Raw genomic sequence first — 17,850 nt, forward strand, 5'->3', positions numbered from 1 at the left:
AACTTCTAAGCATCACTGCAAAACATCACTGAATCAAAAGCACTACACAGCCTTAAGGAAACGACATGACCGCCCTCTTTAGCCTCGCATTTGGTATTGGCACGCAGAACAGCAACGGTGACTGGCTGGAGGTCTACTACCCTAAGCCGCTGCTTAACCCGCCCGCTGAGCTTGCCGCCGCCATCGCTGGCAAGCTGAACTACCAAGGCGGCAACCACGCCATCGCGCTGGATGTTGGCCTGTGCGCTGGTCTTGCCGAAGCCGTGCAAGCCGCCGGCTTTGCCGAGCAAGCGCAAGTGCTGGAGCAAATGACCCACAGCCGCAAGCCGCTGGTGGCCGTGCTATTGGCCGAAGACAACAACCCAGCTAGCACCCCCGAGGCTTACCTCAAGCTGCACTTGCTCTCGCACCGTTTGGTGAAGCCGCACGGCGTGGTGCTGGCCGGTATCTTCCCGCTGCTGCCGAACGTGGCGTGGACCAACCACGGCGCTATCGACCTAGCCGAACTGCCGCAGCGCCAGCTGCAAGCACGCCTGAGCGGCGAGGTGCTGGAAGTGAACTCGGTGGACAAGTTCCCCAAGATGACCGACTACGTAGTGCCAAGCGGCGTGCGTATCGCCGACACCGCGCGCGTGCGTTTGGGCGCTTACGTGGGCGAAGGCACCACCATCATGCACGAGGGTTTCGTCAACTTTAACGCCGGCACCGCAGGCACCAGCATGGTCGAAGGGCGTATCTCGGCGGGCGTGTTTGTTGGCTTGGGCTCCGACTTGGGCGGCGGCTGCTCCACCATGGGCACCCTGTCTGGCGGCGGCAACATTGTGATCAGCGTGGGCGAAAAGTGCCTGATCGGCGCCAACGCCGGTATCGGCATCCCGCTGGGCGACAGCTGCACCGTCGAAGCCGGTCTGTACATCACCGCCGGCACCAAAGTGCTGCTGCTCGACGGCGAAGGCCAACTGGTTAAAGAAGTCAAAGCCCGCGACTTGGCCGGCCAAGCCAGCCTGCTGTTCCGCCGCAACTCGCTGACCGGCGCCATCGAATGTAAAACCAACAAAACCGCCATCGAGCTCAACCACGAGCTGCACGCGCATAACTAAGCATTAGCGCAAAGACCGTGTCGAAGAAGCGTAAGACGATGCACAAGGACTATGTGCTGCACCCTAGATACGGGGATAAACCGTTGTATTCAGGGCTATCCGTGAGCATTGAGAAACTACTCGACGCTCACTGGAGCCTTGCCGGCAGTACGTTCTTTCCTGAAACGGCTATCAAAGCAAACATCGAGAAGCAAAACTACTCGACCTTTCCCAGAAGCTATTACGTTGACGTTGAGAAACGCTGCGCCCAGTGCAACCGCTGGTTTATCTTCTTTGCTCAAGAGCAGAAGTTTTGGTTTGAAGAGCTTGGCTTCTACATAGACGCTGAGTGCACAAAGTGCGTGGACTGTAGAAAGAAAGAGCAATCGATAAAGCAGCTGCTTAACCTGTATGCGACGCTCGTCAAAACCGAGAATCGTAGCAGCGAACAAACCCAGCAATTGAAGCATGTCGCCTTAGAATTACTGCAGTTGGGCTACATCAAAGACAGCCGAAAAATTGACCAAATCAGCTAATCCTCCAGCCCACTGCAGGCGCTAACGCACAGCGAGCACTGAATCACGATGTGGCATAACGACTTCCCCGCGCTGGCCGCCTTGGCCGCGCGGGGCATCACCTACTTAGACAGTGCCGCCACCGCGCAAAAGCCGGCGGCGCTGTTGCTTGCGCTACAGACTTATCTCAGCCAAGGCGCCGCCAATGTGCACCGCGCCGGCTATCGGCTGGCCGATGAAGTGACCAGCGCCTTTGAAGCCTGCCGCGATGACGTGGCCGCCTTTATTGGCGCGGCTCAGCGCGACGAGATCGTCTTCACCCGCAGCGCTACCGAGGCCTTTAACCTGCTGGCTTACGGCCTGGAGGCGCAGATTAACGCTGGTGACGAGCTGCTGCTCAGCCCGCTGGAACACCACGCCAACCTGCTGCCGTGGCAACAACTGGCGGCACGCCGGGGCGCCAAACTAGTTTGGCTACCGATCAGCGCCAGCGGGCATATCGACATGGCCGCCGCCAGCGCGCTGTTTACCCCGCGCACTAAGCTCTTGGCCGTTACCCAGCTATCTAACGTGCTCGGCACGCTACAGCCGGTGCGCGAGTTGTGTACGCTGGCCGCACAGCACGGCGCGTTGTCGGTGGTCGATGGCGCGCAGGGTGTCGTGCACAGCAGCGTCGATGTGCGCGCCTTGGACTGCGACTTTTATGTGTTCTCGGCGCACAAGCTGTACGGGCCAGATGGCCTCGGCGTGCTGTATGGTCGCCACCATCTGCTCAACCAACTACCGCCGTGGCAATTCGGCGGTGAGATGGTGCTACAGGTCAGCCGCGATAGCGCCAGCTTTCAAGCCGCGCCGCTGCGCTTTGAGGCCGGCACCCCGCCGATCAGTGCCGTACTCGCCCTGCGCGCCAGCTTGGCGTATCTGCGCACGCTGGATCGCAGCGCCGTGGCCGCTCACGAAGCGCTGCTGCTGCAACAACTGAAAACCGGCCTCGACCAACGCGCCGGCGTGCGCCGTTTGGGCGACAGCGATGCTGCGCTGGTGTCGTTTGTCGTCGATGGTGTACACCACGCCGACCTTGCGCAGTTATTGGATGAGCAAGGCATCGCCGTGCGCAGTGGCCAACACTGCGCGCACCCGCTCATGGCTACCTTGGGCGTGGCCGGCAGCACGCGCGTCTCCCTAGGCTTGTACAGCCAAGCCGCCGACCTTGAGCGTTTTTTCACCGCGCTGGATAACGCCTTGGCGCTACTGCAATAGGAACCGTGCCATGAGCCTGCCCGCCGCCGCACAACAAGTGCTTAACCTGCTGCAACAATCGCCCGGCTTCGAAGGCCGTAACCGCGCCCTGCTGCAACTGGGCAACCAGCTGCCCAGCTTTGCCAGCGAGCAACGTAACGACGAAGACCTCGTGCCCGGTTGCGACAGCCAAGTCTGGCTACGTTGCGAACGCCACGCAGAAACCCTGCAGTTCAGCGCCAGCAGCGACGCCCGCCTAATTCGCGGCCTGCTCGCCTGCCTGCTGCTGCGCGCTAATGGCTTAACAGCCGCCGAACTGGCCCTCTTAGATTGGCCCGACTGGCTAACCCAGCTCGGCCTAAAACAACAGCTCAGCCCTTCGCGGGCCAATGGCTTAAATGCCGTAGTGCAGCGGATGCTGTTGCTTAGCCAAGCGATTTAGTTGTCTTTCCACACCTCACGCTGAATCACCACCCGATAGCCGTCCACATCCTCAAAGGTTTTGCCCTGCACATCCCAATACGGGTTAAACGAGGCCACGGGAGTAAAACCGGCGGCCTCCATCGCGGCGCAGCGGCTCTGCCACTCGGCTTCATCCGGCACGTAGAACACCAGTAGATTGTCTTGCGTCGGTGCTCTGCCCACGTGGTGGCCGTGGCAGTGGGTAAATTCCAGATGCACGCTGTGCGATTTCAGGCCGAGGATGGCGCCGTCGAAGCCTTGATGATCGGCAAAGCTGGCCAGCACCTGATAACCCAAGCCTTGGCAGTACATCGCCACAAGCTGCTCAAGATGATCGGTAGGTCTGGCGACGCGCAGGATGTGCGAACGCTCCATGTTGTTGCTCCTTCTATTACGCCAGTTGTTGCGCCTGTTCTTGTGCCTGTTGTTGCGCTTTAGGGGTAATCCAGCACCGCTTTTATCTGCGCCAAATTGGCTTTTATCCACTTGGGGTTAATCGCACCCCAGTCGCGAATCACATAGGCGCCAATATGGTTCGGCGCGCCGGGGGTTTGCGCAAACTCGCAGACAATATCCAGCTCGGCCAGAGCGCTTAAGGTGTCCTGCGCGGTGCGCCGCGGCATGCCGGTGGCGTCCATCAGCGCGGGAATGCTCGCCACACCTTGCTCGATTAACCACGCCACATAGAGGCGGCGGTAGTAGCTGGTTTTGGTTTTGCTCACGGCGGTCATAGCGGGGCACTCATTTTAAAGATGGGCAAATTAGCGGGGAGGCGTTGAGTAAACGGCGAACGGTGCCAGCGCAAGGCGCACGGAGCGCAGCAAGCGAGACATACCGCACTGGTAGGCGAGTTTGCGAGCACCGCGCAACGCAGTGATGGGGCCGTGCCGGCATTTAATCAGCGTCTCCCCTCTCGCGGTAATCACTGGGGTTCTTCCCCGTCCACTGCTTGAAGGCACGGCGAAAATTGCTCGCATCGCTAAAGCCCAGCAAGGCGGCAATCTCGTGCAGCGGCAGGCGGGTTTCTAAGTATTGCAGTGCCAAGCTGCGGCGTACGTCATCGAGCACTTGCTGGTAGCTGGTGCCTTCGCTGCTTAAGTGGCGGCGCAGGGTACGGCCACTGGTGTGCAGCGCCTGTGCAGCATCTTCGAGTGAGGGGAAATCGCCGGGGCGCGCCAGCAATAGGCGGCGTACGCGGCTGAGTAAGCCATCGCCGACATCCAGCTTGGCCAGCAGCGCCTCGCATTGGCGCTCGCACATTTGCACCGTGGCGGGGTTGGCCAAGGCCATGGGGCGCTTTAGGTAATGGGCAGGCAAGCTCAAGGCATCCCACGGCTGATCAAAGCTCACCGCCGGGCCAAAAATGGCTTGATATTGCTCGGCATGCGCAGGTTTTGGGTGACTAAAAGCCAGCTGGTGGCCACTGATTTTTTCGCCCAACAAAAACTCGGCAATGCTGAATAAGCTGGCAAACAGTGCCTCAACGGCAAAGGTGGCCAATGGCCCCAGCGGTATCGACTGCTTGGCCTGCAACACCACCGGCGCGTGCGGGTCGGTGGCCGGCAGCAGCTCCAACTCATAAGCCAGCCCAAGCACTTTGTAATAACGCAGGGCGAAGTGCAGCGCTTGCTCTAAGTCGCGACTGGCCATCACCGCATAGCCGAGCATGCCGTGGCTCGACACATTCAAGTGCCGACCAAAAGCCAAGCCCAGCCCGGGGCTATCGCTACGGCTGATCGCCTCGGCCACCATGTAGCTGAAGTCGATAAAGCTTAAGCGCCCTTCGGGATTGGCCAACAGCGCTGGGCTCACCTTGCCCAAGCGGCACAAGGCGCCGGCATCCACGCCACGCTCCTCGGCCACTTGCAGCAAAGCTTGCACGTAGCTGGTGGGCACTAACTCGGTAGTGGCAGTCATGCCGAGACGCATGGCTAACTCGCTATTTGGCCAGATATGACTTAAATAATGGCTGAAGATCACCTTGTCCGACAACCCAACCCGGCGGATAGTCAATGCACAAACCCAAGGAGGATCGCATGACGAACCCCACTTACCTGACCATTGCACCACGCCGCTTAGATGCCCCGCTGCCTGAGCCCCTGCCGCGCTATTGGCACAGCGGTAGTGCATTCAAGAGCCATTTCTTCAATGCCATGTCGGTGTTATTCCCCAAGGGCGAGCGTTTTTTCATCGACTCGGTACGGCATTTTCGTAAGAGCGCCGATGGCACTGAGCTGGCCGAACAGATTCGTGGTTTTATTGGCCAAGAAGCGCACCACAGCAACGAGCACATTCAGTACAACGAGCGTCTCAAAGCCCAAGGCTACGACATTGATAGCCTCGAAAATGCACTCGGCAAGCGTCTGCGTTTTGTGCAGAAGCACTTCTCCGCCAAGCGCCAGTTGGCCGCCACCGTTGGCGTTGAGCACCTGACCGCCATCATGGCCGATGCCTTGCTGAAAAACCCGCAGTGGATGGCCGGCGCCGATCCAGCGCTACGCCGCCTATGGCACTGGCATGCCCTGGAAGAAACCGAGCACAAAGCCGTGGCCTTCGACCTGTATCGCCTGATTGGCGGCGGCGAAACCCGACGCCGCGTGCTGATGGCGGAGATCACCCTGTTCTTTATCTACGACGTGACCAAGAACCTGCTGCACATGCTCAAGCGCGATGGTCTGTTGTGGAATTGGGCGACGTGGAAAGAAGGCTGGCAGTTTCTATGGGGCCGCGACGGCGTGCTCAAGCCGTTGATCCGCCCTTATCTGGACTACTACCGGCGCGGTTTTCATCCGTGGGACCACGACAACCGCGAGCTGATGCATCAATACCAAGCGAAGTTCGCCAGCGCCCCCGGCGCGCTGCCAGCCACCGCGTAACCCCAGCAACAACAGCGCCACACCCGACTTTGCGCAGGAGCGCAGGCTGCGCCAAGTCGGGTAAGCTTTGCGCTGGTCTCTGCTAGCTCTATCACCATGCGCCCACTTGCTACCGCACTACTCAGTATCGGCTTTAGTCTTTGTCTTGCTCTGGGCAACCCCGTGTGGGCTGCCGACATTTGGTATCTGGGGCAGAAAATTCCCGATCCGCAGCAACCATGGCGCGCCAGTGATTACGCCTTGCTGCAGAAAGCCTTAAAGCAAATTGACCTGTCCCAGCCCGACGCTCTGCCGCGACGCAGCGGCCAATACACCGGGGCGATTTATCGTCGTTTGATCAGCGAAGAAAACTTCCGCTACCAGCTCAACATTTACCTGCCGCTGGAGCTACGCCAGCTCGAAGCACAGGCCATGCTGGAGCAACTCAAAGAGCTGATGCGCGTGTACTTTAACTTTCGCGCCAAGTTGCAGCCTTACGGCAGCGAAGCCCTGGGCTTGATGAGTTATTCGCTGCGCCAGCAAGCCGTGCAGTTCACCTTAACGGTGGAATACTGGACCACGCTGGCGAAGAACGAGCAGCAAAACCCCGCGCGCTTACAAGGCTTGGCCGAAACCAAACAAGGCGCGGCCATGCTCACCAGCAGCGCCTTGGATTACCTAGCCCTGACCAGCCAATTTGGCCATCACGATTTAGCGCTGTACGCCAACGAACTGGCCGCGCTGATGCCTGAGCTGTATGTGCATTTAGATATCGAAGCCCGCGACGAGCTACGCACGCGCCTCACCACGCTGGCCAGCGATCACCCGCTGCCGCCGGTAAAAACCGCCTTGGCTGACTTACTGCCCGTGCTGCAAGTGGTGGAGACAGATCTGCGGGACAAAAGCGCGCAGCCATTGGCTGACGAGCCGGCGCCCAAGCCCAACCTGAACCTAAAGTTCGAGCCGGACTTTTAAGCCCGTAGCAGCCGGCTAACCGAGCAGGCCCAGCGCCTTGGCGCGCGCCACCGCTTGGGTGCGGCGTTGCACGCCGAGCTTGCCGTGAATATTGCGCACATGGGTTTTCACCGTGTGCAGCGAAATAAACAGCTTGTCGCTGATCTGCTGATTAGACAGCCCCTGCGCCACCAGCTGCAGCACATCGAACTCACGATCACTGAGCAGCTCAGTGTTCACCGGCAGCGGGTCATCGCCCAACTGCGGGGCTAACCACTGCTGCACCGTCGGCGGCGCCTGATCCAGCGCGGCATGCAACACCTGCGGGTAGCGCTGCAAAATATCGAACAAATGCAGGCGTACGCCGCCTTCGGTTTCCGGCAGCAAGGCCTTGAGGTGTTCACGGGCCAGCTCAAGCTCACCCCGACTGATCGCCACATACACCAGTTGCATCAAAGCAAACTGGTTCATCAACCCAGCGTGTTTTTTATTCGCCTCGAGCAAGTCCACTTGCAGCTGCTCGACGGCGCTCCAGTCTTTGCGCATGGCGGCAGTACGCAGCAGCAGAATCTGTACTTGAATCGCCATTTGCGGGTGCAGCTCTGGCGGGGCTGCCGCGGGTTCTTGGCAATAGGCTTCGGCCAAGCTTTCTAGCCAGCTTTGCGCGGTTTGCAGACGACCCTGCTGCAGCCAGATCATGCACTTTTGCACGGTCATCATGCCGAGATAGTAAATCTGCGGCACATCCCACTGGCTCATCAGCCGCTCGGCTTCCTCTAACCAGGCATAACCCGCCGCCAAGCTGTGCTTACGCGCATCCAGCATAGCCAAGCCAAAGTAGGCGGTGAGCACCGCCACGTCGCGGCAGGCGCGGGCTTCTTCCAAGCCTTGCAAAAGCTCCTGACGTGCCATGGCAAAGTCGGCGGTAAACAAGCCGACAAAGCCCCGGTACAAATGCAGCCGGCCGCGCAGTGGGCTTAATTTGCGCGCTTGCCGACTGGGCACGCGCGCCAGCCCTTCGGCCAGCTCATCCAGCGCGCGCGTGGGTAAGCCACGCGCCAGCAGCACGCGTGCGCGCTCGTAGTGCATCAAGGCTTCAAACGCCGGGTTAGCCGAGCGCCGCGCCAGCTCTAAGCCACGGCGGTTGTAACGGCGGGCCAAATCAATATTGCCTTGGCCCATTTCGATGCTGGCCAAGGCGGTGAGCAGCATCAGTTGTGGGCCGTATAAGTCATCTGGCACACAGGCCAAAGCTTGCGCGCCCAGCTCGCGAGCGCGCGCTACCTGCCCACGCGCTTTGGCCAATACGGTTTGCAGGGCTAACCATTGCGCGGTCAACAAACGCTGCTGCACTTCGCCATTGGCCGGCAAGAAGCGGCTTAAATGGCCGAGCAAATCCTCAGCCGCTTGCAGCTGGCAACCCAATATCAATGCCCAGCTATACAAGATGATCAGGCGCGGCGAGCTGTACAGCAGGCTGTCGGGCAAGATGCGTTTCCAGCGCAGCAACTGCACCACGTTTTGCTCGGAGAGCAGCTGCTCTTCAGAGAGGTTTTGCACCAGACTGGCGACCACATCCGGGCGCTCTGCCAGTAGCGCATGCTCTACGGCCTCTTCAACTTGGCCTTGCTGCATAAACCATTGGCACGCGCGCAAATACACCTGCTTGGGGCTCAGCAGCGCCAGTTCACTTTGCCGGCTGCGCAGTAAATCACTGAATAAATGGTGGTAACGGAACCACTGGCCGCGCTCGTCCAACGGCACCAAAAACAGCTGGTGGCGAAACAGATAGTCGATATGCCCTGTGCTGTCATGGCTTTGCCGCACGGCATCACACAGTGCGGCACTAAAGCGCTCTAGCAAAGCGGTTTCATAGAGAAAGCTCTGCAAATCCGCTGGCAGGCGCTCGATCACTTCTTGCAGTAAATATTCACTGATCAGAGGGGCATTGCCGTGCAGCTGCGCCAAGTCCAACTCGGCCTCGCCCTGCCCGGCCATCCACAGCATTTGCAGCCCCGCTGGCCAGCCTTCACTGCGTGCTAATAAGGTTTCGACCAGCTCGGGACTACTCTCAACCCCACGGGCGGCAAGCCACTGCGCCACTTCGCTGGGCAATAAGCGCAAATCCAACTCGTTGAGTTCGAGTAACTGGCCATGCAAGCGTAAGCGAGCCAAATGCCAGTTCGGCGCTTGCCGGGTGGTCACCAGCAGGCTTAACGGGGCGGGTAAGTGATTAATCAGAAACTGCAAACAACGATCGAGCACCGGGCCCGTGGCCAGATGGTAATCATCCAGAATCAACAGCAGCGGCTGTGGCTCGGCAAGATGGCCTTCAAGCTCGTCGAGCACCTCATCCAGCCATGCCTCAAAGGCGAACGGCTGATGACGCTGACGCAAACGCAAGCGCTCTAACGGCGCCTCAGCCAAGCCGGGGTAGAGGCTACGCAAAGCCTCCAAAAGCATCTCAAGAAAACGCCCGGGGTCTTTGTCGCGCGCGCTTAAGCTCAGCCACAGCACCCGCCAACCTGCGGGCAAAACCTCACACAACTCGCTGGCTAACTGACTCTTACCAAACCCTGCCGGCGCGCAAACCAGACTGAGCTTACCGCTTAACCCTTGCAGCAAACTGTCGGTCAAGCGCGGACGACACACATGCCCTGCCGGTAACGGCGGACGAAAGAACCGCGCCGACTTGGCATCGACCACTGGCATGCTTAGCTGACTGTCAGACATCCTTCAAGACACTCGGGTAATGGCGTAGCACAGCAACCCCCTATTTTTAGGGCCACCAGTTTGCCGCTAATCCGTAAGAGCGAACACCCCTAGATAGTAACGATGTGTAACCCGCCACCTCTTAAGCTACACACCATAAAAAAGCCCGTATCACTACGGGCTTTTCTGTCACCACTCTATAGCGGCTTACCACGATTACCGTGAGCACTAACGAACTGCTGAACCACTTTCAGATCATTAGCCAGCACGGTGCAGCGCTCTTCGCGCTCGTGCAGGTCGGCTAAGTGCACTGGCAGCTGCGGTGCAGTGACGCCAGCCTTCTCAACCGCTTCGGGGAATTTCACCGGGTGTGCGGTGCCCAGAATCACCATTGGCGTGGCCAAGTGGCGGCGGCAGTCGCGGGCGGCGCGCACGCCGATGGCGGTGTGCGGGTCGAGCACTTCGCCGGTGGCTTTATACACCTCGGCGATGGTGGCGCAGGTCGCTTCGTCGTCGACTGCCAGCGAGTCGAACAGCTTACGCGCTTCTGTCCAGCGGTCTTCTTCCACCGACAGTTTGCCGCTGGCTTTAAAGCCATCCAGCAAGTCGGCCACGGCCAAGCCATTGCGACCGTGCAGGTCGAACAGCAGGCGCTCGAAGTTCGACGACACCATGATGTCCATCGACGGCGACAGCGACGGGTGCAGGGTGTCTTTGTCGTAACGGTTGCCCGACATAAAGCGGTGCAGAATGTCGTTGCGGTTGGTGGCGACGATCAGCTGACTGATCGGCAAGCCCATGTTGCGCGCCAAGTAGCCGGCAAAGATGTCGCCAAAGTTACCGGTGGGCACCGAGAAGGCGATCGAACGCGCTGGGCCACCCAGCTGCAACGCTGCATGAAAGTAATACACGATCTGCGCCATGATGCGCGCCCAGTTGATCGAGTTCACCGCGACCAAACGGGTGCCCTTCAAGAAGCCTTGATCGGCAAAGCTAGCTTTGACCATCTCTTGGCAGTCATCGAAGTTACCTTCGATGGCGATGTTGTGGATGTTATCGCCCAAGATGGTGGTCATCTGCCGACGCTGCACGGCCGACACGCGGTTGTGCGGGTGCATGATGAAGATGTCGACGTTATCGCACGCCTTACAGCCTTCAATCGCTGCCGAACCGGTGTCGCCACTGGTGGCGCCCATAATCACCACGCGCTCGCCGCGCTTTTGCAGCACGTGATCGAGCAGGCGGCCGAGCAGTTGCAGGGCGAAGTCTTTAAACGCCAAGGTCGGGCCGTGGAACAGTTCCAGCACCCACTCGTTGGCATCCAGCTGCTTGAGCGGGGCCACGGCGCTGTGGGCGAAACCGGCGTAGGTGGCTTCGAGAATCTGTTTAAAGTCGGCATCGCTGATGCTGCCGGCGACAAACGGGCGCATCACGCGGAAGGCTAACTCGTGATACGGCAGACCGCCCCACGAGGCGATCTCTTCCACGCTAAAGCGCGGCAGATTTTCCGGCACATACAGGCCGCCATCGCTGGCCAGACCCGCCAGCAACACATCTTCAAAGTTCAGCGCGGGCGCTTTGCCGCGGGTACTGATGTAACGCATAACTCAAAACCTTGCTGAGGCCGCCTGCGCTGCAAGCGGCGCGATAACGGATTAGCCCAAGTACTCGACGCGAATACGCACCACTTCGCCGACGATGTCTTTGAGCTGCTGTAGCGCAGTGATGGCATCGTCGATTTTCTGCTCTTTGACTTCGTGGGTCAGCAGGATCATGGGAACGAGGCCGTCTTGTTCTTCGACCTCTTTCTGCATGATGGATTCGATATTGATGCCGCGCGCCGACAGAATGCTCGCCACTTGGGCCAGCACGCCGGGGTGATCTTTGGCCTGAATGCGCAGGTAGTACGCGCTCTCGCAATCGCTGATCGGCAGAATCGGCAGGTCCGACAGCGAATCCGGCTGGAAAGCCAAATGCGGCACGCGGTTCTGCGGATCGCTGGTCAGCACGCGCACCACATCGACCAAATCAGCCACCACCGCGGAGGCGGTCGGCTCTTGGCCTGCGCCAGCACCGTAATACAGAGTGCTGCCGACAGCATCGCCATTGACCATCACCGCGTTCATCACACCGTTAACGTTGGCGATCAGGCGCTCTTCAGGAATCAGCGTGGGGTGCACGCGCAGCTCGATACCTTGCTCGGTACGGCGCGCCACACCCAAATGCTTGATGCGATAACCCAACTGCTCGGCGTAGTTCACATCGGCGATGGTCAGCTTAGTGATGCCTTCGGTAAAGGCCTTGTCGAACTGCAGCGGAATGCCAAAGGCAATCGAGGCCAGAATGGTCAGCTTGTGCGCGGCGTCGATGCCTTCGACGTCGAAGGTTGGGTCGGCTTCGGCATAGCCCAGCGCTTGCGCTTCGGCCAGCACGTCTTCAAAGGTGCGGCCCTTCTCGCGCATTTCGCTCAAGATAAAGTTGCCGGTGCCATTGATGATGCCTGCAACCCAGTTGATGCGGTTAGCCGACAGGCCTTCACGAATCGCTTTGATCACCGGAATGCCGCCGGCTACCGAGGCTTCAAAGGCAACCATCACGCCCTTACTCCGCGCATGGGCAAAAATTTCGTTGCCGTGCACGGCGATCAGCGCCTTGTTGGCGGTGACTACGTGCTTGCCGTTCTCGATAGCGCGCATGACCAGCTCGCGAGCCAGGTCATAGCCGCCGATTAACTCGACAACGATATCGATCTCGGGGTTGTTCACCACGTCAAAGGGATCGCTGGTCAGCGCCACGCCGGTTGTGTCGTACTGTGGCTTAGCCGAGCGACTGGCAATCTGCACCACTTCAATGCCACGACCCGCGCGGCGTGCAATTTCAGCGGCGTTACGTTTGAGCACATTGAAGGTACCGCCGCCGACGGTCCCCAACCCACAGATGCCCACTTTGACCGGATTCAAGAGCCCCTCTCCTCATCACTTATAAAGAAGCCGCACAAACGGCGGCTCCTTGATCACACAAAATCACTGTTTCTTCGATTTATCAGCGGCAGCCTGCGCTTGCAGCGCGGCTTTGGCCAGTTGCGGTGCCGGCTGGTAGCCCGGCACTAAAGTACCATCGGCCAGCACAATGGCCGGCGTGCCGTTAACCCCAATCAGCTGGCCCAGCTCGTACTGTTTAGCCACTGGGTTATCGCATTGTGCCGCCGGCAGGTCATCGCCACCTTTGGCTTTATTCATGGCGTCTTGGCGATCTTTCGCGCACCACACCGACACCATAGTGTTGTAACCGTGCGAGCCCACGCCCTGACGCGGGAACGCCAAGTAACGCACGCTCACGCCCTGACGATTCAGCTCGGGGATTTCTTGGTGCAGTTTGCGGCAGTAGCCACAATCGGTGTCGGTAAACACGTTGATGTGGGCTTTTTCGTCTTTAGCGGCAAACACCACCATCTCGCTCGCCTTAACCTTAGCCAGCTCTTTAGCGATGCCTTGCTGCTCGGCTTGCTCGGTGAGGTTAGTCGCCTTGCCATCTTTAAACTGGAACAAGTAGCCCTGCAGCACATACTGACCATCAGCCGAGGCATACAACATGCGCCCGCCTTTCAGCTGCACTTGGTAGATACCAGCTAACGGGCTCTCGGCCACGCTTTCCACGGGTAAATCGAGGCCAGAAGCCTTGAGCTGCTGGCGAATGTTCTGTTCAACATCGGCCTGCACAGCCGATGCAACGGCCAAGCCCAACACGGCGGCCATCATTTTCAAGCGCATGGGATTCTCCGGACGCAAAGTGGCGCTAGCCTAACACAGAGCACAGCGCTTGGCGCAGCCTGGGGCGGCCGTTGCAAGACCAGTTGTCACATTACCCTCGCGGATGGTGCTCAGCATGCAAACTCTGCAAACGCGCCTTAGCAATATGGGTGTAAATCTGGGTGGTGGATAAATCGCTGTGGCCCAATAACAACTGCACCACACGCAGGTCAGCGCCGTGATTGAGCAAGTGGGTGGCAAAGGCATGCCGTAGCGTATGCGGCGACAAGCTGGTACTCACCCCAGCCGCCAACGCATGCTGTTTAATCCGATGCCAGAAGGTTTGCCGAGTCATTTGCTGACCACGCAAACTGGGGAACACCACCGCACTACTCTGCCCCGCCAGCAACTCGGCACGCGCCGCTTGCAGATAACGCAACAGCCAATCCAAGGCCTCTTCGCCCAACGGCACGAGGCGCTCTTTGCTGCCCTTACCGGTCACGCGCACTACGCCTTGGCGCAGATTGATCTGCTCAAGCTGCAAGCCCACCAACTCACTAACACGCAGACCACAGGCGTACAGCACCTCCAACATGCAGCGATCACGTAAGCCCAGCGCGGTGTCGATATCCGGCGCCGCGAGCAAGGCCTCCACATCGGCCTCACTCAATGACTTGGGCAAAGGCCGACCGAGCTTAGGCAAAGCCACATCTAAGGTGGGATCAGCTAACCACCAGTTTTCGCGCACTGCATGGGCAGCAAAGCCGCGCAAGCACGACAAAAAACGCGCTGTCGAACGCGCTTTAAAGCCCTGTTGCAAACGCCAGCCCAAATAACCCAGCACTTGCTCGCGCCCCAGTTCGTTGAGGCTGTGACCTTGCTGACTCAACCACGCGTCGAACTGCGCTAAATCACGGCCATAGGCTTCGCGGGTATTGAGGGATAAGCCTTTCTCAAGCCACTGCGCTTCGAGAAAACGTGAAATCCAAGGATGGGACATGGTAGTAATGAGCCACCGCGAGCCCGAGCAATGATTAGCCTGCTAGGCTCGCCTAGAAGAACGAGAAGAGGAGTGTACATGGAAGAGCATCAGATCGTGCTGGCCATTGCCGGTATCGCTGCCGGCGCCATGCTGTGTCAGTGGCTGGCATGGCGAGTGAAGTTGCCAGCCATTTTGTTCTTACTATTAACCGGCATCGTCGCCGGCCCGGTCACTGGGCTGCTCGACCCGCAAGCCGTGTTCGGCGACTTGCTCTTCCCGATGGTTTCTTTGTCAGTGGCCATCATCTTGTTTGAAGGCAGCCTGACCTTACGTTTTGACGAATTCAAAGAGATCGGTACGGTAGTCCAGCGCCTCGTCACCGTCGGCGCCCTAGTCACCGGCATTGTGATTGCCGTAACGGCGCACTATTTCCTTAACTTCACTTGGGAAATCGCCCTACTGTTCGGCACCCTGACATTGGTGACCGGCCCCACCGTGATCATGCCAATGCTGCGCGTGGTGCGCCCCAAAGCTGCAGTGGCGAATATTCTGCGCTGGGAAGGGATTGTCATCGACCCCATCGGCGCCCTGCTGGCGGTGGTGGTGTACGAATACATTCTAGCCAGCAGCCAAGGCAACGGCCTCAGCCAAAGCCTGTTGATTTTCGGCGCGGTGATCGTCGGCGGCACTGCCTTTGGCGCCTTCTGCGGCTGGTTGCTGGGGATTATTCTGCGCCGCCACTGGCTGCCGGAATACCTGCATAACCTCGCCGCCCTGTCCACCGTCTTGGTGGCGTTTATTGTCTCCAACCTGGTAATTCACGAGTCTGGCCTGCTCACCGTGACGGTGATGGGCATGTGGTTAGCCAACATGCGCGGCGTTGATGTGCGGCATATCCTGCACTTCAAAGAAAGCCTCAGCGTGCTGCTGATCTCGGTGTTGTTCATCATGCTCGCCGCACGGCTGGACCTGCAGCAACTCACCGCCCTCGGCCCCGGCGCACTGATTTTGCTCTTGGTAGTGCAATTCATTGCCCGCCCACTGTCGATTGCTGTGTCGACGTATGGCTCCAACCTCAACTGGCGCGAGCGCGCCTTGCTGTCTTGGATTGCCCCGCGCGGCATCGTCGCTGCAGCGGTTTCGGCGATCTTTGCCTTACGTCTGCAAGAGCAAGGCTACGCCGGCGCCGGCCTGCTGGTACCGATGACCTTCTTGGTCATCATCGGCACAGTAGTGCTGCAAAGCGCCACCTCACGCCCACTGGCGCACCTATTAAAAGTGGCCGAACCGACGCCCAGCGGCTACCTGTTTATCGGCGCTAACAGCGTGGCCCGCGGTATCGCCAAAGCCCTGCAAAGCATGGGCTATCGGGTGCTATTGACCGACTCCAGCTGGGAAAATATCCGCGCCTCGCGCATGGCCGGTTTGACCACCTACTTCGGCAACCCGATGTCGCAGCACGCCGACGAAAACATGGATTTAGTCGGCATTGGCCGCCTGATCGCTCTGTCGCCAATTGCCGAAATTAACGTGCTGTCGACCATGCGCTTTCGCCACGACTTTGGCCCGGAAAACACCTTCTCAGTGATGACCGGGCAAGAAACCCGCCGCAGTGAAAAACACCGCGCCAGCGACGAACACCGCGGCCGCATCTTTGGCGATGCCGAGATGACCTTCCCGAAAATGGCCAGCCGCCTGTCGCACGGTGCCGAGTTCAAAACCACAACGCTAACCGAGAACTTTGGCTGGCAAGAATATCTGGATAAACACGGCAGCAAAGCCACCGTGTTGTTTGCCCGCGACACCAAAGGCTGGCTACACGTGCTGCACGAAGGCCACATGCTGCAACCCAGCGCCGGCTGGACGTTACTTAGCCTGCTGGATAACGACAGCGAAGCTAAAGTAGCCAAAGCGAAAGAGGCCAAAGAGGCTAAAGAAGCCAAAGCGGCCATCAAAGAAGCGAAAGAAGAAGCCAAGGCAGACAACGAGAGCAACAAAAGCGAAGTTGTTGCCAGCAGTAACATCCCCAGCGCCTAAGGGCTTGCCTAACCGGGATAGGGCCGCCACCCTATCCTTGGTTGGGTAGCAATACGCCACTGCTGGCCACATGCTTTACTCACATGCCACCGCCATCGGAAACGCAGTCATGAGCGCGCATCAGAATTCTCGTCTTGGCCAGCTCCTGCTGGCCCGCAAACTCATCACCCCGGTTCAGCTCGAAGCCGCCATTCACGCCCAGCGCGGCAGCGGCCTGCGCCTCGGTGAACAGCTCATCGCCCAAGGCCTGCTCAGCGAAGCACAGCTGAAAAAAGCCCTGCGCAAGCAGTCCAATCTGCGCTTGGCAGCCACTATGGTGGCGGCTTTGCTGGCCCCCTTTCAGATGGCCAGCGCCGACATCCAGCGCCTGCCAACACACAGCTACAGCCAACAGATTGGCAAAGGCCTAGTGCCAATGAGTGATGAGGAGCTGGGCGATGTCAGCGCCCAAGGCCTCGACACCGCCCTGCAAGGGCTGTTTTTGAGCGCGGAAAGCGGCGATGGCGTCGGCGTTATCCAACAGCTCAGCAAACTAGTGATGCCTGCACTGGACGCCCTAGACGCCGAAACCACCCTGCGCGATGTGCAGTACGACACCCGCCAGCTGACCTCCACCCTCAATGCCGATGGCTCGATCAACGTGCGCTTGCCGAGCTCGATTGGCGAGATGCGCTTCGACAACATCCGCGTGAAAGGCGCCGATGTCAGCCAAAGCTTTGGCTCGCTGAGCCTACATGACATCGACCTGTCGCAGGCCAGCCTGAAAATCAGCCTGCGCTAATCACGCCGCGCCCGCGCTCACCTCAACCGCAGCCTCTGGCAGCACAGGGATCGGGCGCTTCTGCTCATCAATCGCGACAAAGCTAAACACGCCGCTGATGGCGTGCTCGCGGCACTCGTCGTACATGTTCTCCACATACACATCGACCGATACTTTTAAGCTGGTATTGCCCACCTGCACCACAGTGCCTACGAGCTCGACGATCGAGCCGGCCGGTATCGCATGTTTAAAATCAATGCGATCACTGGATACCGTCACCAGCGGCAAGCGACAGAAGCGCGTGGCGGCGATAAACGACACTTCATCCATCCACGCCAGCGCAGTACCGCCGAACAAGGTGTTGTGATGATTGGTGGTCGGCGGAAATACCGCCTTAGTGACGCGTGTTACCGATTGCGCCGTGCGGCGCTGGATTTCTTCCTCGCGTGAGGACATAGCTTTACTCCAAGCCAAACACTCTTATGCGTACCGCTATTGGGCTTGTT

17 protein-coding genes are annotated in these 17,850 nt (G+C 59.1%); 8 read left to right on the forward strand and 9 right to left on the reverse strand.

Translation table 11 applies throughout. The annotated features are described in order from the left end of the window. Positions 1-65 precede the first annotated feature (65 nt). Genes dapD through BMX80_RS04845 form a run of 4 tightly spaced genes read left to right on the forward strand, consistent with a single transcriptional unit; the run spans position 66 to position 3,275 of the window. The gene (dapD, locus tag BMX80_RS04830; protein ID WP_074865780.1) at positions 66-1,100 is read left to right on the forward strand and encodes a 2,3,4,5-tetrahydropyridine-2,6-dicarboxylate N-succinyltransferase; all 1,035 of its coding nucleotides are present in this window, start codon (positions 66-68) and stop codon (positions 1,098-1,100) included. 38 nt (positions 1,101-1,138) lie between these two features. Next, positions 1,139-1,615, forward strand: a complete 477-nt coding sequence (locus tag BMX80_RS04835) for a zinc-ribbon domain-containing protein (protein WP_074865784.1) — start codon at positions 1,139-1,141, stop codon at positions 1,613-1,615. A 48-nt stretch (positions 1,616-1,663) separates the two neighbouring features. Next, entirely contained in the window at positions 1,664-2,854 is a 1,191-nt protein-coding gene (locus BMX80_RS04840; protein ID WP_074865787.1) for an aminotransferase class V-fold PLP-dependent enzyme, read from the forward strand. Positions 2,855-2,864: 10 nt separating this feature from the next. Continuing rightward, the gene (locus tag BMX80_RS04845) at positions 2,865-3,275 is read left to right on the forward strand and encodes a SufE family protein (RefSeq protein ID WP_074865789.1); all 411 of its coding nucleotides are present in this window, start codon (positions 2,865-2,867) and stop codon (positions 3,273-3,275) included. Here the strand turns inward: BMX80_RS04845 and BMX80_RS04850 are convergent. The 3 genes from BMX80_RS04850 to BMX80_RS04860 all read right to left on the reverse strand — a co-directional run bounded on the left by BMX80_RS04850 (position 3,272) and on the right by BMX80_RS04860 (position 5,224). Further along, positions 3,272-3,670 carry a VOC family protein gene (locus BMX80_RS04850; protein ID WP_074865792.1) on the reverse strand — a complete coding sequence of 133 codons (399 nt, stop codon included), beginning with the start codon at positions 3,668-3,670 and terminating at the stop codon, positions 3,272-3,274. The genes BMX80_RS04845 and BMX80_RS04850 overlap by 4 nt on opposite strands. A 59-nt stretch (positions 3,671-3,729) precedes the next feature. Beyond that, complete coding sequence (locus BMX80_RS04855; RefSeq protein WP_074865795.1) at positions 3,730-4,026, reverse strand: winged helix-turn-helix domain-containing protein; 297 nt, start codon at positions 4,024-4,026, stop codon at positions 3,730-3,732. Between the two features lie 163 nt (positions 4,027-4,189). Next, positions 4,190-5,224, reverse strand: a complete 1,035-nt coding sequence (locus BMX80_RS04860; protein WP_074865797.1) for an AraC family transcriptional regulator — start codon at positions 5,222-5,224, stop codon at positions 4,190-4,192. Between the two features lie 107 nt (positions 5,225-5,331). On the opposite strand from BMX80_RS04860, the gene BMX80_RS04865 reads away from it, so the two are divergent. Together BMX80_RS04865 and BMX80_RS04870 are read left to right on the forward strand one after the other, a co-directional pair. After that, positions 5,332-6,171 carry a metal-dependent hydrolase gene (locus BMX80_RS04865; RefSeq protein ID WP_074865799.1) on the forward strand — a complete coding sequence of 280 codons (840 nt, stop codon included), beginning with the start codon at positions 5,332-5,334 and terminating at the stop codon, positions 6,169-6,171. Between the two features lie 96 nt (positions 6,172-6,267). Beyond that, positions 6,268-7,125: a hypothetical protein gene (locus tag BMX80_RS04870; RefSeq protein WP_074865801.1), complete on the forward strand. Its 858-nt coding sequence runs from the start codon at positions 6,268-6,270 to the stop codon at positions 7,123-7,125. A 15-nt stretch (positions 7,126-7,140) separates the two neighbouring features. Here the strand turns inward: BMX80_RS04870 and BMX80_RS04875 are convergent, their stop codons facing one another. The 5 genes from BMX80_RS04875 to xerD all read right to left on the reverse strand — a co-directional run bounded on the left by BMX80_RS04875 (position 7,141) and on the right by xerD (position 14,574). Further along, the gene (locus BMX80_RS04875) at positions 7,141-9,837 is read right to left on the reverse strand and encodes a LuxR C-terminal-related transcriptional regulator (protein WP_074865804.1); all 2,697 of its coding nucleotides are present in this window, start codon (positions 9,835-9,837) and stop codon (positions 7,141-7,143) included. Between the two features lie 176 nt (positions 9,838-10,013). Further along, on the reverse strand, positions 10,014-11,420 hold the full coding sequence (thrC, locus tag BMX80_RS04880; RefSeq protein ID WP_074865808.1) for a threonine synthase: 1,407 nt from the start codon (positions 11,418-11,420) through the stop codon (positions 10,014-10,016). A gap of 51 nt (positions 11,421-11,471) precedes the next feature. Then, positions 11,472-12,776 carry a homoserine dehydrogenase gene (locus BMX80_RS04885; protein ID WP_074865811.1) on the reverse strand — a complete coding sequence of 435 codons (1,305 nt, stop codon included), beginning with the start codon at positions 12,774-12,776 and terminating at the stop codon, positions 11,472-11,474. Positions 12,777-12,839: 63 nt separating this feature from the next. Then, positions 12,840-13,586 carry a DsbC family protein gene (locus tag BMX80_RS04890; RefSeq protein WP_074865814.1) on the reverse strand — a complete coding sequence of 249 codons (747 nt, stop codon included), beginning with the start codon at positions 13,584-13,586 and terminating at the stop codon, positions 12,840-12,842. A gap of 91 nt (positions 13,587-13,677) precedes the next feature. Further along, entirely contained in the window at positions 13,678-14,574 is an 897-nt protein-coding gene (xerD, locus tag BMX80_RS04895; protein ID WP_235821609.1) for a site-specific tyrosine recombinase XerD, read from the reverse strand. Positions 14,575-14,643: 69 nt separating this feature from the next. Here xerD and BMX80_RS04900 point away from each other — a divergent pair, with 69 nt between their 5' ends. Together BMX80_RS04900 and BMX80_RS04905 are read left to right on the forward strand one after the other, a co-directional pair. Beyond that, positions 14,644-16,584, forward strand: a complete 1,941-nt coding sequence (locus BMX80_RS04900; RefSeq protein WP_074865819.1) for a cation:proton antiporter — start codon at positions 14,644-14,646, stop codon at positions 16,582-16,584. A gap of 109 nt (positions 16,585-16,693) precedes the next feature. Next, complete coding sequence (locus BMX80_RS04905) at positions 16,694-17,365, forward strand: hypothetical protein (protein ID WP_071871919.1); 672 nt, start codon at positions 16,694-16,696, stop codon at positions 17,363-17,365. Here the strand turns inward: BMX80_RS04905 and BMX80_RS04910 are convergent, their stop codons facing one another. Then, on the reverse strand, positions 17,366-17,800 hold the full coding sequence (locus tag BMX80_RS04910) for an acyl-CoA thioesterase (RefSeq protein ID WP_074865821.1): 435 nt from the start codon (positions 17,798-17,800) through the stop codon (positions 17,366-17,368). Positions 17,801-17,850 lie beyond the last annotated feature (50 nt).

This window comes from Atopomonas hussainii (assembly GCF_900109735.1).
Classification (GTDB): Bacteria; Pseudomonadota; Gammaproteobacteria; order Pseudomonadales; family Pseudomonadaceae; genus Atopomonas; species Atopomonas hussainii.